The sequence below is a fragment of the Streptomyces luteolifulvus genome (genome assembly GCF_008806595.1).
Taxonomy (GTDB): domain Bacteria; phylum Actinomycetota; class Actinomycetes; order Streptomycetales; family Streptomycetaceae; genus Streptomyces; species Streptomyces luteolifulvus.
On record NZ_VZRB01000008.1, the window covers coordinates 120,635 to 142,419 of the forward strand.

The following is a 21,785-nucleotide window of genomic DNA, read 5'->3' on the forward strand; positions in this document are numbered from 1 at the left end:
CGGGCGAATCCTGGCAAGGTGGGCCCCATGGCTGATCGGGGAGCGAGCGCCCTGTCACTCCCGGACGACTGGCCCGCCCACCCGGATCCCATCCTGGCGCTCAACCGCATGGGCAGCTTCGACTGGGATCTGGACAGCGGGCTTTTCCACATGGACGCCCAGGCCCACGAGATCTTCGATCTGCGCCCCGAGGAATACGACGGATACCCCCAGACGCTGGCCGTCCGCGTCCCGGCGGCCGAGGCCCACCGGCTGGACACCCTGGTCGCCCAGGCCATGAAGGACGGCAGCGAGAACTACGGCACGTACTTCCGCATCCGCTGCCGCGACGGCACCCTGCGCTGGACCCACACCCAGGGCTACATCCGGCGCGACGGGACCGGCCGGCCCCGCCGCATCGTCGGCATCCTCCGCGACGCGACCCAGGAGATCGACGACATAGAGTCCCGCCGGGAGCAGGTCGTCCAGGACGAGGCCCAGCGCCGCCAGACCAACGTCGTACAGCTCACCACGGCCGCCCTGGCCCACGCCCGCACCGTCCAGGACGTCATCGACGTCCTCAAGGACACCCACGGTCTCACGCACCTGGGCGCCACCAGTCTGGTCATGGGCCTGGTCGAGGCCGGCCGCATCCGACTGATCGCCGAGGGCCCCGCGGGCAGCTTCGTCCCCGGCACCCTGGTCACCCGGATCGACGAGCCCTATCCGATGAGCGAGGCGGTACGGACCCTCACCCCCCGCTTCATCGAGTCGCCGGAGGAGTTCGCGGACCGCTATCCGATCCTCTGGCCGCACATCACCGGCCTGCACATCACGGCGGCCGCCTATCTGCCCCTCATCGTCGAGGCCCGCCCGATCGGCGCCATGGGCCTGCTCTACAGCGACCGGCGCGGCTTCTCGCCCGAGGACCGCAACGTCATCATCGCCCTCGGCAGCAGCATCGCGCAGAGCCTGCAGCGCGCCATGTTCTTCGAGCAGGAGAAGGACCTTGCATCCGGACTCCAGCAGGCCATGCTGCCGCGCACCATCCCCAGCGTGCCCGGGGCCGACGTGGCCGTGCGCTACCGCTCGGCCTCCTTCGGGCGTGACATCGGTGGTGACTGGTACGACGTGATACCGCTCCCGGGCGGCCGCGTGGGCGCCGTCATCGGCGACGTCCAGGGCCACGACACGCACGCCGCGTCCGTCATGGGCCAGCTGCGCATCGTCCTGAAGGCGTATGCCGCCGAGGGCCACACCCCGGCCACGGTGATGGCCCGCGCCTCCGTCTTCCTGCACGAACTCGACACCGACCGCTTCGCGACCTGCCTGTACGCGGAGACCGACCTGTCCACGGGAGTGGTCCAGGTGGTCCGGGCCGGCCATATCGACCCGCTGATCCGCCGACCCGACGGCTCCTGCCGCCGCGTCTGTGTGGAGGGCGGTCTGCCGCTCGGCCTGTCCGCCGAGTTCGGCGGCCTCGAATACCCCGTCACCACCGTCGAGCTCGACCCCGGCCACACCCTGCTCCTGTGCACGGACGGCCTGGTCGAACAGCCCGGCGCCGACCTCGACGACGGCATGCTGAATCTCGCCGGTCTCATCGCCGCCGGCCCCGAGGACGTACGGGATCTCGCCGACCGGCTGATCGACGTGGCCGACGCCCGCGGCGGCGACGACGACGTGGCGCTGCTCCTGCTGCGCCGCCGCGGCATCGACGCCCCGAGGTCCGGCGGCCGGCTCCAGCAGCATGTGGCACCCGGCGACCCCGAGGCCCTCACCGGGGCCCGGCACATGATCCGCGCGGCCGTGCGCGCCTGGGGCGCCCGCGACCGCGCCGACGAGATCGAGCTGGTCGCCGATGAACTGATCACCAACGCCCTGTTGCACACCGAGGGCTCGGCGATCGTCACCCTCAGGGTCCTCACCGGCAGCGCCCGCCGGCTGCGCGTCGATGTGGAGGACACCTCCAGCGCCCTGCCGCGCCGCCGCGACGCCGGCGAGTCGGGTGTCTCCGGGCGGGGCCTGCTCCTGGTGGACCTGCTCGCGGACGCGTGGGGCGTGGAGGCGAGGGGCGGCGGCAAGTGCGTGTGGTCCGAGTTCGTGGTGCCGGAGAAGGACTGACCCCACCGGCCTCCGGTGGCACTCTGGACGTATGCCGGAACTCCCCGAGGTCGAAGCGCTCAAGGACTTCCTGACCGAGCACCTGGTCGGCCACGAGATCGTGCGGGTGCTGCCCGTCGCGATCAGCGTCCTGAAGACGTACGACCCGCCGGTCACGGCCGTCGAGGGCCAGGAGGTCGTCGCCGTGCACCGGTACGGCAAGTTCCTCGACCTGGAGACGGACGGCGGCCCCCGCCTGGTGACCCATCTGGCCCGCGCGGGCTGGCTCCACTGGAAGGACCGGCTCCCCGACGGCGTACCGCGGCCCGGCAAGGGTCCCCTCGCCCTGCGCGTGGCCCTGGAGACCGGCGCGGGCTTCGACCTGACGGAGGCCGGCACCCAGAAGCGGCTCGCCGTCTACGTCGTAGGGGATCCGCAGGAGGTCCCGGGCGTGGCCCGGCTCGGCCCGGACCCGCTCGCCGACGACTTCGACGAGGCCCGCCTCGCGGCGCTGCTGACGGGCGAGCGGCGCCAGATCAAGGGCGCGCTGCGGGACCAAAGCCTGATCGCGGGCGTCGGCAACGCCTACAGCGACGAGATCCTGCACGCCGCGAGGATGTCCCCGTTCAAGCCGACCTCGACGCTCACCCCCGAGGAGACCCGAAGCCTGTACGAGGCGCTGCGCTCCACGCTCACGGAGGCGGTCGAGCGCTCCCGGGGCCTGGCCGCGGGACGCCTCAAGGCGGAGAAGAAGAGCGGTCTGCGCGTGCACGGCCGCACCGGCGAGGCCTGTCCGGTGTGCGGGGACACCATCCGCGAGGTCTCCTTCAGCGACTCCTCGCTCCAGTACTGCCCGACCTGCCAGACGGGCGGCAAGCCGCTCGCGGACCGCAGGATGTCGCGGCTGCTCAAGTAGCGCACCGGTGGCCCGGTGGGACGGGAGCGTCAGTGGGCCGGGAGTGTCACCAGATGCTCCCCGTCCGCCGTGCGGACCTCGTAGCGGGCGATCTGGTCGGGGTGTATGGCCGCACCGCCCCGCATGGTGTTCGGGCGGGCGTCGTGCAGCGGTACGTTCCAGCTGGTCACCGTCTGCTCGGAGCCGTCGTGGCCGATGACGATCAGCCGGCACGGCCGTGGCCCCGCGCCGTCCTTGATCTCCAGCTCCACCGCGCTGCCCCAGTCCTCGTCCTGGGTGGTGACCTGAGCCCAGACGCCGGAACGTTCGTCGGTCGCCGTGACCTGTACGGCCTTCTCGCCGCCGGAGTCGCCGGACATGATCGTGAGCGCGGGCCCGCCCACCGCGAGCACCACCGAGGCGGCCAGGGCGAACATCAGCCGCCTGCGCCGGGCCCGTTGCCGAGCCGCGACCTCGCCGAGCAGCCGGTCCAGCATCCGGGGGCCGGGCTGGGCCATGGGGTGCACGGAACGGGGGGTGGCCCGCCGGTACAGCAGCATCTGCCGCGTGATGGGACCGAACTCGGTCACCCGTGCCGCGCAGCGGGGGCACTCCATGAGGTGGTCCTCGAAGCGGAAGGCGTCCGCCTCGTCCAGCACGCCGAGCGCGTACGCGCCGACGTCGCGATGCCTTTCCAGGGACCTCATGCGGAATCCTCGTACCTTTGGGTGCGGGTGGGGTTACTCCTTGCTCCCACCGGTACGGACCAGACAGCCGAATCACTCAAGTCACACGGAGAATCGCAACCAAGTGGTTCGGAGCCGCCCGGCCCGAGGATTGGTCCGAGGCGAAAAGTATCTAGAAAAGATGGATGGCGAGGTGCCCGAGAGGCAGTCCGAGCTGCCACGCCGGGGTCCACACCTTCGGTCCCTCCTCCTCGCCGAACACCGCTGCGCCGCCCGGCACCGCGTCCAGGTCGGGCGCGAGCAGTTCGGTTTCCTCGAGCCAGCGCCAGGCCGCCTCGGCCAGTGCCAGATCCGGGGCGGGGCCGCCGGACGCGGCTGCCTCGGCGGCGAGTTGTGCCATCCGCTCGCCCACCCAGTCCTGCCACGGCTGGTCGTAGGCCGTCAGCGACATCCAGGTCTCCAGCTGGGAGACGACCTGGATACCGGAGAGCTCGCCCTCGGTGTCCGACAGGAAGATGGTCAGCGCGAGGGCGTCCCGCCCGGCGCGGAACTCGAAGGACGTCGGTGGCATCAGATCGCCGGTCCGCAGCAGTTCGTCGGCGATGTACTCGGCGTACAACCAGGCCATGGGAACGGCGAGTTCACCACCACCGGCGCCGTCCGTACTCTCTTGACCTCTGTGCAGCATCCCTTCCTGCCTTCCTCCGGTAAGTACGGTCGCCCGACCCCGGGCCCCCAGTCCGGAACACGGATGAAGACAGCGGATTACTCAACCGGGGTCCTCAGCAAGGCGCTTTACTGAGGTTTGACCCGGCCGTTGGTTTCAGTGCAGGTCGGCTGCGTATCCCGGCAGGACCCGGCGCAGGGCGCGCAGCGCGTAGTACGCGCGGGACTTCACCGTACCGGGTGGAATTCCAAGCGTTTCCGCGGCTTCCGCCACACTCGCCCCGTGGAAGTACACGAGCACCAGGACTTCACGGTGCTCGGGAGTGAGTGTCTTCACAGCCTTGCGCACATCCAGGGCGGCGGCCGCCCGCTCGGCGTGGTCGGCGCACACCCTCGCGTTCTCCAGAATCGCGTCGCCGACCTCCGGGGGCCGGGCCTGCCGGGCCCGCCGCGCGTCGATCGCCAGCCGCCGTCCCACGGTGAGCAGCCACGGCCGTACGGACTCGAAGTCGTCGGCGCGCAGCGCCTCGGGGTGCTGCCAGGCGCGGACGAGCGTCTCCTGGACCAGGTCCTCGGCGCGCTGCCGGTCCCCGTCGCACAGCCTGAGCAGAAGCGCGAACAGCGGCCGGCCGTGCTCCCGCTGGAGTGCGGCGAGCTCGTGGTCGGCGGTCGTGCCGTTCTTCATGAGGGTGGTTCCGGCCGTCATGGCCGTATGGCACCGCAGGGTGCCGTTTTTTGGACAGGGCGAGCGCACGGCTCTGCGGCGGACGGTCGATCGCGTCGACGAACGGTTCGACGAACGGTCCCGGGCCGCCGTTCGCGCGCTCCGGACGGGCTAAGGGGACGCCGAGGCCGTTTGCGGGAGCGTCCAAATTCGTACCTATTTGTCCGTAAATATGACTGCCCGTTGGATATGACCTCCTTGAGGTGAGCCCATGATTGCCCGCAGACGACAGGTTGCTCTCGCCCTCACGGCCCTGCTCGCCGCCGGCGCCGCCTGCCAGGCCAAGGACCGGCAGACGCCGGGCCGGCCGGCACCGTCCGCCGCCGACCGCGGGTTCACACTCGTCGCCTCCGGCGACGTCCTGCCGCACAGTTCGATCATCGACCGTGCCCGCTTCGACGCAGGAGGCAACGGCTACGACTTCCGCCCGATGCTGGCCGCGGCCCGTCCCCTCGTCTCCCGCGCCGATCTGGCGCTGTGTCACATGGAGACCGTCTACGGCGCGAACGGCGACTACACCGGCTACCCCGCCTTCAAGTCCCCGCCCGAAGTGGCCCCGGCTCTCGCCGCCACCGGCTACGACGGCTGCTCCACCGCCTCCAACCACAGCCTCGACGACGGCGCCGAGGGCATCCACCGCACCCTGGACGCCCTCGACCGCGCGGGTGTGCGGCACGCCGGATCGGCGCGCGCCGAGGCCGAGGCGAGCACCGCCACGATGCTGCGCGCGGGCCCCGCCAAGGTCGCGCACCTCGCCTACACGTTCGACACGAACGGCTATCCGCTTCCCGCGGGGCAGCCCTGGGCCGTCAACCTGATCGACGAGCACAGGATCGTGGCCGACGCCCGCGCGGCCCGCAGGGCGGGCGCCGACGTGGTCGTGGTGTCGGTGCACTGGGGCACCGAATGGCAGGACGCCCCCGACGAGATGCAGCTCACCCTGGCGCGCCGGCTCACCGCGGCCCGCACCGGCGGCCGTCCCGACATCGACCTGATCCTCGGCACCCACGCCCATGTGCCGCAGGCGTACGAGAAGGTCAACGGCACCTGGGTGATCTACGGCATGGGCGACCAGATCGCCGGTGAGATGGTCAACTACGCGGGCGTCCAGGACCCGCGCGGCAACCAGTCCAGCATCGGCCGCTTCACCTTCGCCCCGCCCGCCCGGCCGGGCGGCCGCTGGAGGGTGACGAAGGCCGAGTTCGTCCCGCAGTGGTTCGACGTCGACGCCGGGCGGGTGGTCGACCTGGACCAGGCGCTCGCGCAGGGCGCCGACGTACGCGCCGTGCGCGACCACATCCGGGACGTGGTGCTCAGCCGCGGCGCGGCCAAGGACGGTCTCACCATGGGCCGGTAGGGCCGGTAGGGCCGGCACGGGCCCGCTACGGCACCACCGTCACCGGCCATCGCCCCGCCTTCACCAGCCGCACCGCGACCGAGCCGACGATCCGGTGGCCGGCCTGTTCGGAGGCGCCCACCACCACGGCGTCCGCCTTGAGTTCGTCCGCGGCCTTCACCAGTCCGCTGTAGGGATCGCCGGCGAAGGTGTGGAACTCCCAGCGCACGTCGAATATCCCCTTGAGGCGTTCGGCCGCCTCCCGGATCTGGGCGACCAGGTCCTCGGCGATCTCGCCGGTCGTCCCGGCGACCGGCGCCCCGAGAGCGGCCCCCGCCGCCATCACCGGCTGCACATACACGACGGCGAGCAGCGCCCGCTGCCGCCGGGCCAGGCCGCTGGCATATGCCGCAGCGCGGAGCGAGGAGTCGGAGCCGTCCACACCGACCACGATGACCTTGGGCCCGTCCGTGCCCCGCTCGAACTGGTGCGCGTGCTGTTCCGTCACATGAGTGAGGCTATCGGAGACCGCGGAGCCCGCCGCCGGGCGGGAGCCCTCGACGGGCGAGGCGGCCGGGGTGTTCCTACAGTCGGAACATGAGTGCCACCGTGGCGGCCGCCCCGGCGAAGGACACCACGGGCCCGATACGGCCGCGCGGGAGCGGCTTGCTGAGCAGGGTGCCGGAGGTCTTCGCGACCTTCTTCGGCGCGCTCGCACTGCTCTGCGCGCTGCTCGCCCTGATCCCGCCGCTGCGCCGTCTGCTGCGCCCCGTCGTGCGCACCCTGGACCTGCTGATCGTCCCGGTCAGCGCCAACCTCGCGTACGCCGTCTTCCTGTTGCTGCTCGCCGCCGCCACCGCCGCCCGCAAGAAGATCGCCTGGTGGCTGGTGGTCGTCTACCTGGGCCTGGTCGTGCTGTCCGACCTCGCCGGCCTGGCGGCGGGCCTGTACGCCATGTCGATCCCCTCGCTCGTCGTGTGCGGCCTCGCGCTGGTCCTGCTGATCGCCGGCCGCGGGGAGTTCTACGCCGCCTCGCGCCACGCCGCCGTACGACGGGCGCTCCTCGTCCTGGTCGCCGGGCTCGCCGTGGCGATCCTCGTGGGCTGGGGCCTGGTGGACCTGTTCCCCGGCACACTGCCGAGCAGCCAGCGGCTGCCGTGGGCCGCCAACCGGGTCTGCGGCGGTCTGGTCTCCAACAGCTCCTTCGACGGCCGCCCGCCCCGCGCCCTGTTCTTCCTGCTCGGCCTGTTCGGCGCACTCGCCCTGCTGAACGCCGCCGCGACGCTCTTCCGCTCCCAGCGTCTGGAGGCGGCCCTGCACGGGGACGAGGAAGCCCGCATCCGCGGCCTCCTGAAGGCCTACGGCGAGCAGGACTCGCTCGGCTACTTCGCCACCCGCCGCGACAAGGCCGTCGTCTTCTCGCCCAGCGGCAAGGCCGCCGTCACCTACCGCGTCGAGGCCGGAGTGTGCCTCGCCAGCGGTGACCCCGTGGGCGACCGCGAGGCCTGGCCGCACGCGATCGCCGCCTGGCTGGACGTGGCCCGCCACCATGCCTGGGCACCCGCCGCGATGGGCGCCTCCGAGGACGGCGCCAAAGCCTTCGCCCGCGCCGGACTCGGCGCGCTCCAGTTCGGCGACGAGGCGATCCTGCAGGTCGCCGGCTTCGACCTGGGCGGCCGCGAGATGCGCGTGACCCGCCAGGCCGTACGCCGTGTCCAGCGCACCGGCGCCACCTGCCGCGTCCGCCGCCACTCGACCCTCACCGACGAGGAGATGGAGAAGATCGTCGCCAGGGCCGACGCCTGGCGCGACACCGAGACCGAACGCGGCTTCTCCATGGCCCTCGACCGGCTCGGCGACCGCGCCGACGGCGACTGTCTCCTCGTGGAGGCCCTGAGCGAGGACGGCAGACTCCTCGCCCTGCTCTCCTTCGTGCCCTGGGGACGCGACGGTGTCTCCCTCGATCTGATGCGCCGTGACCGCGGAGCGCCCAACGGCGTGATGGAGTTCATGGTCGCCGAACTGTGCGCCGCCGCCCCCAAACTGGGCGTGTGCCGGATCTCCCTCAACTTCGCCGTCTTCCGCTCGGTCTTCGAGGAGGGCGCCCGCATCGGCGCCGGACCGGTGCTGCGACTGTGGCGGCGCATGCTCTTGTTCTTCTCCCGGTGGTGGCAGCTGGAGGCGCTGTACCGCTCCAACGCCAAGTACCACCCGGAGTGGTACCCGCGCTTCATCTGTTACGGCGACACCGTGTCCCTCGCCCGCATCGGCCTCGCCTCCGGAATCGCCGAGGGCTTCGTCTCCGTACCGTCGCTGCGCAAACTCCTCGGAAAGGGGCACCCGAACGGAGCGCCGCGGCCCGCCACGACCGAAGGGCTGCCGTCGCTGTCGGAACTCGGCCTCGAAGGAGGGGACGAGGCCGGGGCCGGCAAGCCGGATGCGGGCCTGCCCGAGCAGGTCCGCATCCGGCACCGCAAGCTCGACCGGTTGCGTGCCGACGGCACCGACCCGTATCCGGTCGGCGTGCCGCCCCGCACCCACACCCTCGCCGAGATCCCCGGCGTTCCGGCGGGCGGGCAGGTCGCCGTCGCCGGCCGGATCATGCTGGTACGCGACTTCGGCGGCCTCGTCTTCGCGGTGCTGCGCGACTGGTCCGCGGACTGCCAACTCGCCCTCACCCGCGAGGACTCCGGCCCGGCCCTCGACCGCTTCACCGCGGACACCGACATCGGCGACCACATCATGGCCGTTGGCCGCGCCGGCACCAGCGACCGGGGCGAACCGACCGTCTTCGTCACCTCCTGGCAGCTCATCGCCAAATGCCTGCGTCCCCTGCCCGACAAACGCAGGGGCCTGGCCGACCCCGAGGCCAAGGTCCGCATGCGCTATCTCGACCTCGTCTCCAGCGGCGATGCCCGCGAGGTGATCCGCGCCCGCTCCACCGCCGTACAGGCGCTGCGCCAGGGCCTCCTGGAGCGCGGCTACCTCGAGGTCGAGACGCCGATGCTGCAGCAGATCCACGGCGGCGCCAACGCCCGCCCCTTCACCACCCACATCAACGCCTACGACCTCGACCTGTATCTGCGCATCGCCCCCGAGCTGTATCTGAAGCGGCTGTGCGTCGGCGGTATGGAGAAGGTCTTCGAGCTGGGCCGCACCTTCCGCAACGAGGGCGTCTCCTACAAGCACAACCCCGAGTTCACGATGCTGGAGGCCTACCAGGCGCATGCCGACTACGACGTGATGCTCGACCTCGTCCGCGAGCTGATCCAGGGCGCCGCCACCGCTGCCTTCGGTTCACCGGTCGCGCACAAGGACGGAAAGGAGTACGACATCTCCGGGCACTGGCCGGTCAAGACCGTCCACGGCGCGATCTCCGATGCGCTGGGGGAGGAGATCGGCCCCGGCACCGACCGCGAGACGCTGGTCGGGCTGTGCGACCGCGCCGGAGTCCCGTACGTCGCGGACGACGGCCCCGGTGACATCGTCCTGGAGATGTACGAACGGCTCGTCGAGGAGCGGACCCAGCTGCCGACCTTCTACAAGGACTTCCCCACCGACGTCTCCCCGCTCACCCGGCAGCACCGCACGGACCCGCGGCTCGCCGAGCGCTGGGACCTCGTCGCCTTCGGCACCGAACTGGGCACCGCCTACTCCGAACTGACCGACCCCGTCGAACAGCGCCGCCGCCTCACCGCCCAGTCCCTGCTCGCCGCCGGCGGAGACCCCGAGGCGATGGAACTGGACGAGGACTTCCTCGACGCCCTCGAATACGCCATGCCGCCCACCGGAGGGCTCGGCATAGGCGTCGACCGACTGGTCATGTTCCTCACCGGACTGACGATCCGTGAGACGCTGCCGTTCCCGCTCGTGCGCCGCCGCTGACCCGGTGCACTGGGCCGTCCGGGTGGATTCGTGCCGCCGCACCGGTGTTGCTGGGGTGCGTCGGACCCCAGCCGGGCGACTGATGAGTCATGCAGAAGGATCAGTTGCTCAACCGGCGCCGGGCGTTGATCACCGGCGCCGCCGTGCTGGGCGCGGCCGGTACGGCCGGTGTCCTGGTGACGAGCGGGGGAGAGACGCCGGCCCGGCCCGCCGTCCCCGCCGCGGGCGCCCAGGCGCGACGCGCGCTCAGGCCCTCCGCCTACCGCCTCCAGCCCCTGACCGGGTACGGCCCCCCGAGAACCGCGCCCGCCCGGACCCTCGTACGGCGCGCACCGATCCTCCGGGTGCCCGGGCGCGGCCGCACCATGGTGCTGACCTTCGACGACGGACCCGACCCCCGCTACACCCCGCAGGTCCTCGACACCCTCGCGCACTACGACGTCCGCGCGATGTTCTTCGTGTGCGGGGAGATGGCCGTCCGCAACAAGGACCTGCTGGCCCGGATGGCCGACGAGGGACATGTCGTGGGCAACCACACCTGGTCCCACCCGCTGCTGACCCGGCTCAGCCGAGCGCAGATCCGCTCCCAGATGACCCGGACCAGCGAGGTCATCGAGGACGCCTACGGGGAGCGGCCCCAGTGGTTCCGCGCACCCTACGGGGCCTGGAACCGCGCGGTGTTCCAGATCGGTGCGGAGCTCGGGATGGAACCGCTGGCCTGGACGGTCGACTCCCGCGACTGGACCACCCCTGGCACCCGCACCATCGTGGGCCGGATCGAGAAGGGGGCCGCCCCCGGCGTCGTGGTGCTCTCGCACGACGCCGGGGGCGACCGCTCCCAGAGTGTCGGGGCCCTGCGCCGCTATCTGCCGCAGCTGCTGGATTCCGGCTACCACGTCTCCGTTCCCCGGCGGCGCCTCATGTGACGGGCTTTCGCCCGCCCGGCCGGGGCACGCTCAGCGGACCTCGGCCAGGCGGGCGAAAGCGACGACGTTCCCGTCGTACCCGTTCTGTTTGGAGAAACCGCCGCCGCAGGTGATGACCCGCAATTCGGCGGACCCCTTGGAGCCGTAGACCCTGTCGCCGGGGAAGTTGTTCTTCGCGAACACCTCGATGCCGTAGATCTCGAATACGGCCGTCTTCCCGTCCTTGCGCGGGATCTCGACGCGATTTCCCTTCTTCAGGGCCCCGAGTCCATAGAACACGGCGGGGCCCTGTGTGTTGTCGACATGGCCGACGACGACCGCCGTGCCCTTCTCGCCGGGGGAGACGGCGCCGGTGAACCAGCCCGCCAGATTCGGGTCCTCCGGCGGCGGCGCGGCGACCCAGCCGTCCGCGTCCAGGCCGACGGACAGCAGTGGCGCGTCGACCCGGATCGACGGGATCCGCACCCGGTCGGGCACGGCGTACGGCAGTGGCGCCGGGCCGTTCAGGGGGGTGCCGCCCGGGGTGCGGCTGTCCGCCGCGGCCGCGGACGCGGGCTGCGGCGGCCCCACGTCGAACTCTCCCGAACCATTCCGAATGAGCGCGAGGCCGGTCAGCAGAACAAGCGCTATCACGCCCCAGGGGGCACGCTTCTTCGGCTGCTCCTCCTCTTCGGCCAGTCCGGCCAGTTCGGACGCAGACATTCGTTCCCCTCTCGACGCGGCCGTCGCCACGTCATTCGCGCATAGGAGCACGCTAAGTGCGGAGGGTGAAACCGGCGACGGCTCAGCGGCGAACGGGTGGCCAGCGCCTCTTTCGGTGCGCCATCCGAGTCGCCATGATCAGGAATTTTCTGACGGTCCGTGACCTGCGGTGATATCCGATTACCGGATTTCTTCCGGCGTGTCCCCTCACCAGGACGGACCATTGCCGAAATGCGGTCGTGCGCAAGGCAACTGAGGGTCTTTCTGGGAGGCGTTTTCTCGCCGATCGACCGGGGACGGGTCCCGGGGCGCCTCCAGCGGAGGATCACATGCGTACTACACGTGCCCTGGTGGTTTCGGTCGCCGCGGTCGCCGCCCTCGGTCTCGCCGCCCCGGCGGCCATCGCATGGGACGGCATGGGCAGCAGCGGCGGCAGCGGTGTCGCGAGCAGCGGCGGTGACGGCGGTGGCATGGGCCACAGCGGCGGCAACGGCTTCGTCGACAGCGCCAGCAACATCGTCGCCCTCCCCAGCGTGATCGCGCGGGGCGGGCAGCTGACGGTCACGGTCGACGGATGCCCGCGCGGCGGCACCGCCACCTCCCCGGCGTTCACCGCGCCGGTGCATCTGTCCCCGGTCCACGGCACCAGCGGGACGTCGAGCGGAACGGCGACCGTCAGCAACTCGGCCGCCCCCGGGCCGCACAGCATCACGGCCAACTGCACCGGCCGTTCCCCGCTGACCCGTGACGCGGCCTTCACCGTCATCGGCGGTGTGCGCGGCGGTCTCGGCGGCAGCAGCTCCACCGGGGCCACCCCCACCGACATGGCCATCGGCAGCGGTCTCGTGGCCGCCGCGGCCATCGGCGGCGGGCTGTTCTGGATGCGCCGCCGCGGCGAGAAGCGGACCTGACCGCTTCTTCCCCGGACCGCACGTAGTACAGGTCTTCGCCCCGGACCCTTGGGGGTTCCGGGGCGAAGACCTGTGTGGACGGGGAGTGCGGTCAGGCGCTCTCCTCGCCCGAGCGGTGGCGCGAGAGGCGGTACGCCGCCCCGATCGAGGCGGCGACGAGCGCGGCGCCCAGACCGATCTCCTTGAGGTCGAGACCGGCGAGGCTGCTGCCGCCTTCGCCGGCGTGGACACCCCGGTAGTAGTACGGCGGCTGCGGTGCGGGGTTGACCGGGTGGCCGCCGGCGATGGTGAGGTTCTTGATCGCGCTCACTCCGCCGCAGCTGAACGTCACCCGGTAGGACATGCCCGGCACGGCGTTCCAGTCGATCTGGGCCGTCGTCGAGGTCGAGCCCTGGGGAATGAAGACCGTGCCGAAGACCGCCGAGGAGACGGTCACGGATCTTGTGCAGCCGCTGGCGCTGCGGTCCACCCGGAGCGTGACCTGCCCGCCCGCGGCGACGGTGGAGGGCATGACGCTGTAGCCGGTGGACATGACGTAGTGGTCGTCGTCCGCGACGGCGGCCGCGCAGGAGGTCAGGGCGCAGACGCCCAGCAGTGCGGCCGAAGCAACGCGTATCGCGCGCATGGTGGTTCCTCCGGGTCCCCGAGGAGCAGCCGCGGAACTTTTCCGCTTGCGCCATAAATGCACCTCGATGTTCGAAACGCTAGGAACGCGTGTGCGTGCGCGCGATCGCTGTCGCGCGAATGGGGCAAGCGTGTGGGCCGCTCAGGGGACGACGGCGGCCGCGATCCGGGCGCCGGCGTCGACGCAGCCACGAACGTGGGGTCGGTTCTGGGCGGTGGGCCGGACCACGATCTCGTTCACTTGATGCCTCGGCGAAGCCGGTCCCGACCGCGCCGGGCGAGACGGTGGTCACCCGCAAAGAATCACCGGCCTCCTGGCGCAAGCCTTCGCAGAGGGCGCGGACCGCGAGCTGCACACGGGGTCCACCGCTCGCACCCTGACACACGGCATCAGGAATCGATGTGCGGAAACAGGGACAGGAACGGTTCCGCGGATGCGGCGATGCCCCGGCTGTAGGGCGCGTCGAAGTCCCAGATGAGGAAGAGCAGGAAGGCGATCAGCGCGGAGAACAGCCCGGCGAGGATCAGTTCGCGTGCCGTGCGCCGGATCTGCAGCGCGAACACCATGCCGACGGTGACCACGGCCCCGCCGATCAGTCCGAACCACACCACGCCCGGCATGGTCGCCCCGGTCGAGCCCGCGCGTGCGGCACGTGCCTGGTCCGCCGCGGTCACCTGGTCGATGAGGGGCTGGTAGGCCTGGGCCTCGAAGTCGTTCCTCGGCCGGTAGTCGGTGACGTCCGCGCGGACGCGGTCGAGGAGTTCGGTGCCGCGGCCGGTGACCTGACCCTCGTCGGCCATCGCCTTCCACTCGGTGGTGACGACGTGTCCGACATAGGCGTTGACATCCGCCCGAATACGGTCACGGACGTCGGCGGGGTAGACCCGTACCCGTTCCGAGATCTCGTGCAGCGCGGCGGCCTCCGACTGGACGTGGTCCTGGGCGGTGCTGCGGGCCTCCCAGACACCCGCGATGGCCAGGCCCAGGACGATGGCGTACACCACGCCGATCCACATCGTCATGTACTCGATGACGTCCGGGGTCTCGCTGGGATCCTCGTCGTCGGCCGCCGTGCGGTCCCGTACGAGGGTGACGATGACCACGACGACGCAGGCGGCCAGCATCGCGACGATGAGAACAAGCCATTCCGGCAAGAGTTGCCTCCAGTAATCGAACTGATCAGCGCGGGCGCAGTGCGGCGACGGCGACCACCGCGGGCGCGGTGATGAGCAGGACGTAGGTGACCGGCGACGTGGCGCCATGGGTGGTCCGTCTGGGCGGCCGGGCGCGGTGGCGCGGATAGCTCACGGGGGTCGCGGACGGGCGCGGAGTGGGAGTGGCCGAGGGCTTCGGTCGGGGCGTGGGAGTGGGTTCCGGGGGCGGAACGGGGCTCGGGCGGGGTGCCGCGGGCCGCGGGGCCGGCGGGGGAGGCGGCTCGGGCCTCGGTGTGGGCCTGGGAGTCGGGCTGGGCTTCGGCGGAGTCACCGTCGCAGTGGGCTCGGGGGTGGGACTGGGCGTGGGCTCGGGCGGTGGGGGCGTCGGAGTCGGTGCCGGCGTGGGCGGCGGACACGACGGGGGAACGGGCCAGGGCGGGCTCCCGGCGACCGCCACCGCCTCGGTGCCGCCCGGGCCGGTCGAGGCGTAGGCGCAGGCGTCCGCCACCGCCGGCCCGGCCGGCGCTCCGACGAGGAGCCAGGTGAGCGTCACCAGCGCCAACACCCTGACGGCGAGGGCGGATTGGGTCGGTTCGCGTCGATGCACGACGAAGATCATGAGCTCTGGTGCGCACGGCACGCCCGGTCGTCTCCGGGATTGCCCCGAACGGGGGATGGCCGGGACCGGAGACGGGGATCGGTGGGCGCGCGCGTGTCCGAGCGGGCGTACGGGTGTGCGGCCCGATGCGCACGGTGTCTGAGGTTTCCGAAAGATATTTGTGCCCCGGTTGAACACAACCGGTGCTCCCGTGCGTACCCATGGTCGTGCGGCGGCGCAGCAGGGCGCTCGCTGCAACACCCTTGGGAATATAGGGAGTTGACGATGAAGACCTCCTGGCGGAGCGCCTCGCTCGTGGCGAGTGCTGCGGCAGTGCTGGCGCTGACGACGGCGTGCGGCCAGGAAAGCGGCACCCCGTCGGCGAGCAGCCAGAACGTGGGCGCCACGGCCGCGGCCGGTGACTACAGCACCGCCGGCACGGGCCTCGGCGCCGGCGCCGGCAACGGATATGGATCCGACTCGAACGGCGAAGCTGCGGAGGCCGGGGAGTCCGCGTCCGCGGGCAAGCTGGCGGTGTCCGCCAACCCGGAACTGGGCGAGCTGGTCACGGACAGCGCCGGGATGACGCTGTACCGCTTCGACGAGGACACCGCCGAACCGCCGAAGTCGAACTGCGACGGCGACTGCGCCACGGCCTGGCCGCCGGTGCCCGCGGACGATGCGTCGGCCGGCAAGGGCATCGACAAGGCGCTGCTCGGCGAGGTCACCCGGGCCGACGGCAGCAAGCAGCTGACCATCGGCGGCTGGCCCGCGTACCGCTACGCGAAGGACGCCGCCGCCGGGGACATCAACGGCCAGAACGTGGGCGGCAAGTGGTTCGCCCTGGCCCCCGACGGCAAGAAGGCCACCCTGAGCGACCTGCCGGGCCTGTCCACGCGCAAGGACCCCAAGCTCGGCGAGATCGTCGTCGACAAGAACGGAATGACGGTCTACCGCTTCCTGAAGGACGAGGCCTGGCCCGAACCGGTCTCCAACTGCACGGGCGCCTGCCTGGAGAAGTGGCCGGCCGTGGCGCCCGTGGCGAACAACGACACCGAGGGCATCCAGAAGAAGGGCCTGATGAGCTTCACCCGGCCCGACGGCGTCAAGCAGCAGACCGTCAACTGCTGGCCGATCTACACCTTCGCCGGCGACAAGGAGCCCGGTGACACCAACGGTCAGGGAGTCGGCGGCACCTGGTACGTCGTCGCCCCCGACGGAAAGCCGGTCGGAGCGCCCAAGGAGTAGAGATCGCCTCCCCAGGGCTGATCGCCCCGCCCTGGGCCGCCCGGCCTGCCGGTCCGCCCCCTCCGCGCCGCACGGAGGGGGCGGACCGCTTTGTCGTGTTCGACCAGTTCGGGGCTGCGTCCGAGCGGCACGTGCCGCAGGCAGTGACCGGGAACGGACGGTCAATTTCCGTTTCAGCTCGCCCGTTTGGCGGGCGATCAGTAGCCTCTGCTCGAACACCGGATCGCCTACGCCTTGGAGAGATACATGGAGCGTCCCGCCTGGGCCCCACGGAGCATTGACATCTCGGTGCCGAGCGTGTCGCGTATCTACGACTACTACCTGGGCGGTTCGCACAACTTCGAGGTCGACCGGGACGCGGCCCGCAGGGCCATGGAGTTCATGCCGGGGCTCCCCAAGATCATGCAGGCGAACCGGGCGTTCATGCGCCGTGCGGTGCGCCTCGCCGTCGACGAGGGCATCACCCAGTTCCTGGACATAGGCTCCGGCATCCCGACCTTCGGCAACGTCCACGAGGTCGCCCAGACCGCCAGCCCCGGAGCGCGAGTCGTGTACGTCGACCACGACCCGGTGGCGGTCGCGCACAGCCACGCGGTCCTGGCGGGCAACGAGGACGCCGGCGTCGTCGCGGCGGACCTCCGCAAGCCCCAGGAGATCCTCACGAGCCCGGAAGTGCAGCGACTGATCGACCTGAACCGGCCGGTCGCGCTGCTTCTCGTTGCCATACTGCACTTCGTGGAAGACGTGGACGACCCCTACGGAGCGGTGGCCGAACTGCGCGAGGCACTCCCGCCCGGCAGCCTGCTCGTCCTCACGCATGCCTCGTACGAGGGAATCCCGCTGCCTCCGGAGCGCGCCGGGGGCGCGGTCGACGTGTACAAGGACATCCGCAACCCGTTGATCATGCGCTCGCGTGACGACATCGCGCGGTTCTTCGAGGGGTACGACATGGTGGAACCGGGACTGGTGCCGATGCCGCACTGGCGGCCGGACACGGCGCCCGAGGACGAGGATCCCTGGGCGTTCTCCGGATTCGCCGGCGTGGGGCGCACCGCGTGAGCGCCGAACCGGACGGCCCGGAGGACAGACTCCGCCGGTTCGCGACGATCTGGAGCCGGGCGGTGTTCCCGGTCACCTCCACGTCCGCGACCCGGGCGGAGTTCGAGGAACAACTGCTCCCGCTGGCCCGGCGGCTGAGCAAGGCGCTGCGGGCCAGGACCTTCGACGCGGACGAGGGCAGGGCGGTGGGCGCCGCCCTGGTCGCCGCCCACTGCACCGACCCGGAGGCGCTCAGCCGCACGCTCGACTGCGTGGACGCCTACCTCGTGCTCTACTGCGGCGAGGACGGCTATCAGGAGGACCTGCGGGCGCGTTCCTCACGGCTCCAGCACGCCATGGCCGCCGGGTTTGCCGGAGCGCTGCGCCGGCGGACGCTGGCCGAGCAGGAGGCCATCGCCCAGGCGGCGCTGCGGGCCCAGGGTGTGGTGGCACAGGCGCTGCACGCGACCGAGGCCCGCTTCCGGGCCGTCTTCGAGGGCGCGGCCATAGGGATCGGGATCGCGGACCTCGACGGGAACATCCTCCAGGTTAACGGCGCTCTGCTGCGGATGTTCGGCATCTCCGAGCAGAACATGCGCGGCCGTAACGTCATGGAGTGGACCCACCCCGACGACGCGCCCCAGACCTGGAAGCTGTACGACGAACTCGTCCGCGGCGACCGCGAGCACTACCACGTCGAGAAGGCCTTCTACCGCCCTGACGGAACGGTTCTGTGGACCAACCTGACGGTCTCGCTGCTGCGTGACGCGGACGGTGTACCGCAGTACCAGCTCGCCCTCATGGAGGACACCACCGAACGGCGGCTGCTCAACCTCCGGCTGCGCTACGAGGCCACGCACGACGCGCTCACGGGCCTGCCCAACCGCACCTTCTTCTTCGAACGCCTGGAGAAGGCCCTGGGCGCCGGGGAGGGCCAGCGGTTCGGACTGTGCTACCTCGACCTCGACGGCTTCAAGACCGTCAACGACAGTCTCGGGCACGCGGCCGGGGACCGGCTCCTCGTCGAGGTCGCCGACCGGCTGCAGTCCTGCGCGACCGCACCCGGCGAGATGGTCGCCCGCCTCGGCGGCGACGAGTTCGTGGCGCTGACCACGGGCCCCGACACCGAGCGCGAGGTCGACCATCTGGCCACCCGCATCATGAACGCCCTGATCGCACCGGTCAGCGTCGACGGCCGGGAGCTGACCGTACGCGGCAGCATCGGCATCGTCGAGGGCGCGGCCGGTGAACGCAGCCCGGCCGAGGTGCTGCGCAGCGCCGACATCACCATGTACCGGGCCAAGTCGGCGGGCGGCAACCGGTTCGAGCTCGCCGATCCGGAGGCCGACGCCCGCATGATCACCCGGCACGGGCTGACCACGGCGCTGCCGACGGCGCTGGACCGGGGCGAGTTCTTCATCGAGTACCAGCCGCTGGTCCACCTCGGCGACGGCAGTGTGCGCGGCGCGGAGGCCCTGGTGCGCTGGCTGCACCCGCAGCACGGAGTCCTCGGACCCGACCGGTTCATCCCGCTCGCCGAACACACCGGACTGATCGTGCCCCTGGGCCGCTGGGTCCTGGAGCAGTCGGTCCGCCAGGCGCGTGAATGGCGAGAACGCGGCGACGACGCCGGCCCCCTCCGGATCAATGTCAACCTCTCGCCCTGCCAGCTCACACACCCCGGACTGGTCCAGGACACCGTCGACATCCTGGAGCGCGCGGGTGTCGCACCCGACGCCCTCTGCCTGGAGGTCACCGAGTCGGCGCTCATCGGCGCGGACGACGATCTGCTCAAACCGCTGCGCCGGCTGGCCGAGATGGGCGTCGACATCGCCCTCGACGACTTCGGCACCGGCTACTCCAACCTCGCCAATCTGCGCCGCCTGCCGGTGAGCATCCTCAAGCTGGACCGCTCCTTCACCCAGAGCATGCAGCAGTTCCCGGCCGACCCCGTCGACCTCAAGATCGTCGAAGGGATCGTCTCGCTCGCCCACAGCCTGGACCTCGCGGTGACCGTGGAGGGCGTGGAAACCGGAGCACAGGCCGATCAGCTGCGGATACTGGGCTGCGACACGGCTCAGGGCTGGTACTACGCCCGCCCGGGCCCACCGGACCGGCTGCACGAGCTCGCCCTGGTGGACGCGACGGCATGAGCCCGGACGAGGTGTACGAGGCGATCGCGGGCGAACTGAGCCTGATGGACCCCGCCGTGCGGTCCTCGGCCGAGGCCGCCCGCCTGCTCGACCCGGAGTTCGTGGAGGTCGGCGCCTCGGGCCGGCGCTACACGTACGAGGAGATGGTGGCCGGGTTGCCCGACCACCCGGGCAGCGCGGCGGACGGCCCCCGCCATGAGCCGTCGCAGATCACGGGCGTCCTGCTGGCCCCGGGCCTGGCGCACCTGACGTACGAGACCGTCTTCGAGGGCAACCGGGCCCGCCGCAGCTCGCTGTGGCGCAAACAGAGCGAGGACACCGGCTGGCGCATGTACTACCACCAGGCAACGCCGGTGCCACCGAGCGCCCTTTAGGGGCGCGGGGCTGAAACATGGTGCGGCTCCGCCGCGTGGCGGCGCCCAGCCCCGGACGACCTGAGCTGTTCGCGCGGTGCCCGCTCCCGAAGGCCACCCACCTCATCTCTCGAGCAACATCCGCTGAAGCTCCCGAGCCGCCCGAGGCGGAGCCACATCACTGCGGTGGGCGAGCGCGATCGTCCGATGCAGCCCCGGCCGCGCCAGCGGCGTCACCCGCAGCCCGCGCCCCGACCGCGCGGCCACCATGCGGGGTACGACGGCCAGGCCCAGCCCCGCCCGCACGAACCCAAGCACCGCGTCCATCTCTCCGCCCTCGACCGCGAAGTCCGGCTCGAAGCCCTCGGCACGGCACGCGGCCACGGTCAGTTCCCGCAGGTCGTAGCCGTGCCGGAACATCACAAGACGTTCGCCCTCCAGGTCGGGGATGCGGACGGTGCGGCGGCCCGGGCCGCCGGGCGCGGGCGCCTCGGGCGATGACACCACGACCAGGTCCTCGCGCAGCAGCTCGATCGTGGTGAGGGCGGGGGACGGCGTCGGCAGCGGAAGAACGACCAGCGCGAGGTCCAGCGCGCCGCGCGCGAGTTCGCGTACGAGATCGTGCGAACCCCCTTCCTCGATCAGCAGCCGGATGCCGGGATAGCGGTCGTGGAACGCGCGCAGCACATCCGGCAGCAGGCCGGTGCACAGGCTCGGGGTCGCGCCGAGCCGCACCCGGCCGCTGCGCAACTGCACCAGCTCCTGCACCTCGTAGCGGGCCGTGTCCGCGTCGGCGAGGATCCGCCGGGCCAGCGGAAGGAGTGCCGCGCCCGCGTCGGTGAGCGTGATGTTGCCCCGGGCCCGCAGGAACAGGTCGGCGCCGAGCTCCCGCTCCAGCGCCTTGATCTGTTGCGAAAGCGAAGGCTGTGCCACATGCACCTGCTCGGCGGCCCGGGTGAAGTGCCGGGTCTCGGCGACGGCCACGAAGTACTGGAGCTGCTGGAACTGCACGCCTTCAGCATAGCTTTTCCCTATGGAAACGAGCCGGACCATGTCTTGGACCGATGGGCCGGACGGCCCTAGCTTCGTATCCCATGGCTCTGGCAACGCGGACGGACCGACGGCCGTCCATGGCGCGCACCGTGTGGGACAGCACGGTCGGCAAGAAGACCGTGATGGCGGTCAGCGGCATCGTCATGCTGCTGTACCTGGTCGCCCATGTGATCGGCAACTTGAAGATCTTCTTCGGGGCGGCCGAGTTCAACCATTACGGGCACTGGCTGCGCACCGTCGGCGAACCGTTCATGCACTACGAGTGGACGCTGTGGCTGGTCCGGATCGTGCTGGTCGTCGCGGTCGTGGCGCACGCCGTCTCCGCGTACCAGCTCAGCCGGCGCGACATCAAGGCGCGCCCCAGCACCTACGTCCACAAGAAGCCGCGGGCGAGCTACGCGACGCGCACCATGCGCTGGGGCGGGATCATCCTCGGCCTGTTCATCGTTTGGCACGTCCTCGACCTGACCACCGGCACCGTGCACTCCGGCGGATTCCAGGAGGGCCACCCCTACCAGAACGTCGTGGACACCTTCTCCACCTGGTACGGCAACGTGATCTACATCGCCGCGATGCTCGCCCTCGGCCTGCACATCCGGCACGGCTTCTGGAGCGCCGCCCAGACCCTCGGCGTCGGCAGCCGCACCCGCGACCGCGCCCTGAAGACCGTCGCCAACGTCCTTGCGCTGCTGCTCACGGCCGGTTTCATCGCCGTACCCGTGGGCGTCATGACCGGAGTGGTGAGCTGAC

The 21,785-nt window shown here is 71.3% G+C and carries 21 protein-coding genes and 1 pseudogene; 12 read left to right on the forward strand and 10 right to left on the reverse strand.

The features are described from left to right. Positions 1-27: 27 nt before the first annotated feature. A complete protein-coding gene (locus F7R91_RS14155) occupies positions 28-2,103 on the forward strand; it encodes a SpoIIE family protein phosphatase (RefSeq protein WP_150948285.1) in 2,076 nt (691 codons plus the stop codon). 31 nt (positions 2,104-2,134) lie between these two features. Next, positions 2,135-2,998 (forward strand): Fpg/Nei family DNA glycosylase, encoded by an 864-nt coding sequence (locus F7R91_RS14160; protein ID WP_150948288.1) that lies wholly within the window; start codon positions 2,135-2,137, stop codon positions 2,996-2,998. Between the two features lie 29 nt (positions 2,999-3,027). Here the strand turns inward: F7R91_RS14160 and F7R91_RS14165 are convergent, their stop codons facing one another. The 3 genes from F7R91_RS14165 to F7R91_RS14175 all read right to left on the reverse strand — a co-directional run bounded on the left by F7R91_RS14165 (position 3,028) and on the right by F7R91_RS14175 (position 5,035). Continuing rightward, on the reverse strand, positions 3,028-3,684 hold the full coding sequence (locus F7R91_RS14165; RefSeq protein ID WP_150948290.1) for a zf-HC2 domain-containing protein: 657 nt from the start codon (positions 3,682-3,684) through the stop codon (positions 3,028-3,030). Positions 3,685-3,835: 151 nt separating this feature from the next. Beyond that, positions 3,836-4,351 (reverse strand): hypothetical protein, encoded by a 516-nt coding sequence (locus tag F7R91_RS14170; RefSeq protein WP_150948293.1) that lies wholly within the window; start codon positions 4,349-4,351, stop codon positions 3,836-3,838. Positions 4,352-4,486: 135 nt separating this feature from the next. Next, positions 4,487-5,035, reverse strand: a complete 549-nt coding sequence (locus tag F7R91_RS14175; protein ID WP_150948296.1) for a sigma-70 family RNA polymerase sigma factor — start codon at positions 5,033-5,035, stop codon at positions 4,487-4,489. A 229-nt stretch (positions 5,036-5,264) separates the two neighbouring features. Here F7R91_RS14175 and F7R91_RS14180 point away from each other — a divergent pair, with 229 nt between their 5' ends. Then, on the forward strand, positions 5,265-6,410 hold the full coding sequence (locus tag F7R91_RS14180) for a CapA family protein (protein WP_150948299.1): 1,146 nt from the start codon (positions 5,265-5,267) through the stop codon (positions 6,408-6,410). A gap of 25 nt (positions 6,411-6,435) precedes the next feature. Here F7R91_RS14180 and F7R91_RS14185 read toward each other — a convergent pair whose 3' ends face one another. After that, positions 6,436-6,897 carry a universal stress protein gene (locus F7R91_RS14185; RefSeq protein WP_150948303.1) on the reverse strand — a complete coding sequence of 154 codons (462 nt, stop codon included), beginning with the start codon at positions 6,895-6,897 and terminating at the stop codon, positions 6,436-6,438. An 89-nt stretch (positions 6,898-6,986) separates the two neighbouring features. Between F7R91_RS14185 and lysX the strand changes: the two genes are divergently transcribed. Together lysX and F7R91_RS14195 are read left to right on the forward strand one after the other, a co-directional pair. Next, positions 6,987-10,274 carry a bifunctional lysylphosphatidylglycerol synthetase/lysine--tRNA ligase LysX gene (gene lysX, locus F7R91_RS14190; protein WP_150948306.1) on the forward strand — a complete coding sequence of 1,096 codons (3,288 nt, stop codon included), beginning with the start codon at positions 6,987-6,989 and terminating at the stop codon, positions 10,272-10,274. Between the two features lie 89 nt (positions 10,275-10,363). After that, positions 10,364-11,200, forward strand: coding sequence for a polysaccharide deacetylase family protein (locus F7R91_RS14195; protein ID WP_150948309.1), 837 nt, complete (start codon positions 10,364-10,366; stop codon positions 11,198-11,200). Between the two features lie 30 nt (positions 11,201-11,230). On the opposite strand, the gene F7R91_RS14200 is transcribed toward F7R91_RS14195, so the two are convergent. Further along, positions 11,231-11,902: a class F sortase gene (locus tag F7R91_RS14200; RefSeq protein WP_150948312.1), complete on the reverse strand. Its 672-nt coding sequence runs from the start codon at positions 11,900-11,902 to the stop codon at positions 11,231-11,233. Positions 11,903-12,231: 329 nt separating this feature from the next. Between F7R91_RS14200 and F7R91_RS14205 the strand changes: the two genes are divergently transcribed. After that, complete coding sequence (locus tag F7R91_RS14205) at positions 12,232-12,813, forward strand: hypothetical protein (RefSeq protein WP_191971478.1); 582 nt, start codon at positions 12,232-12,234, stop codon at positions 12,811-12,813. Positions 12,814-12,904: 91 nt separating this feature from the next. On the opposite strand, the gene F7R91_RS14210 is transcribed toward F7R91_RS14205, so the two are convergent. The 4 genes and pseudogenes from F7R91_RS14210 to F7R91_RS43810 form a co-directional block, all read right to left on the reverse strand. After that, positions 12,905-13,438 (reverse strand): hypothetical protein, encoded by a 534-nt coding sequence (locus F7R91_RS14210; RefSeq protein ID WP_150948317.1) that lies wholly within the window; start codon positions 13,436-13,438, stop codon positions 12,905-12,907. Positions 13,439-13,676: 238 nt separating this feature from the next. Then, a pseudogene (locus F7R91_RS42690) lies at positions 13,677-13,790 on the reverse strand (oxidoreductase); the annotation flags it as partial. Positions 13,791-13,827: 37 nt separating this feature from the next. Then, entirely contained in the window at positions 13,828-14,592 is a 765-nt protein-coding gene (locus tag F7R91_RS14220) for a bestrophin-like domain (RefSeq protein WP_150948320.1), read from the reverse strand. A gap of 25 nt (positions 14,593-14,617) precedes the next feature. Then, positions 14,618-14,746: a hypothetical protein gene (locus tag F7R91_RS43810; RefSeq protein WP_269144747.1), complete on the reverse strand. Its 129-nt coding sequence runs from the start codon at positions 14,744-14,746 to the stop codon at positions 14,618-14,620. Positions 14,747-14,798: 52 nt separating this feature from the next. Here F7R91_RS43810 and F7R91_RS42695 point away from each other — a divergent pair, with 52 nt between their 5' ends. From F7R91_RS42695 to F7R91_RS14245, 5 genes are all read left to right on the forward strand, one after another. Beyond that, positions 14,799-15,083 carry a hypothetical protein gene (locus F7R91_RS42695; protein WP_225320645.1) on the forward strand — a complete coding sequence of 95 codons (285 nt, stop codon included), beginning with the start codon at positions 14,799-14,801 and terminating at the stop codon, positions 15,081-15,083. A gap of 392 nt (positions 15,084-15,475) precedes the next feature. Further along, complete coding sequence (locus F7R91_RS14230) at positions 15,476-16,438, forward strand: SCO0930 family lipoprotein (RefSeq protein WP_150948325.1); 963 nt, start codon at positions 15,476-15,478, stop codon at positions 16,436-16,438. A gap of 246 nt (positions 16,439-16,684) precedes the next feature. Continuing rightward, complete coding sequence (locus F7R91_RS14235) at positions 16,685-17,497, forward strand: SAM-dependent methyltransferase (protein ID WP_150948328.1); 813 nt, start codon at positions 16,685-16,687, stop codon at positions 17,495-17,497. Further along, positions 17,494-19,629: a putative bifunctional diguanylate cyclase/phosphodiesterase gene (locus F7R91_RS14240; protein WP_150948331.1), complete on the forward strand. Its 2,136-nt coding sequence runs from the start codon at positions 17,494-17,496 to the stop codon at positions 19,627-19,629. The genes F7R91_RS14235 and F7R91_RS14240 overlap by 4 nt, the downstream gene beginning before the upstream one ends. Then, positions 19,626-20,003 carry a nuclear transport factor 2 family protein gene (locus F7R91_RS14245; protein ID WP_150948334.1) on the forward strand — a complete coding sequence of 126 codons (378 nt, stop codon included), beginning with the start codon at positions 19,626-19,628 and terminating at the stop codon, positions 20,001-20,003. Before F7R91_RS14240 ends, F7R91_RS14245 begins: the two co-directional genes overlap by 4 nt. 102 nt (positions 20,004-20,105) lie before the next feature. Here the strand turns inward: F7R91_RS14245 and F7R91_RS14250 are convergent, their stop codons facing one another. Continuing rightward, positions 20,106-20,993, reverse strand: a complete 888-nt coding sequence (locus tag F7R91_RS14250) for a LysR family transcriptional regulator (protein ID WP_150948337.1) — start codon at positions 20,991-20,993, stop codon at positions 20,106-20,108. A gap of 119 nt (positions 20,994-21,112) precedes the next feature. Between F7R91_RS14250 and F7R91_RS14255 the strand changes: the two genes are divergently transcribed. Beyond that, positions 21,113-21,784 (forward strand): succinate dehydrogenase, encoded by a 672-nt coding sequence (locus F7R91_RS14255; protein ID WP_150948816.1) that lies wholly within the window; start codon positions 21,113-21,115, stop codon positions 21,782-21,784. The last annotated feature ends 1 nt before the right edge of the window (position 21,785 follow it).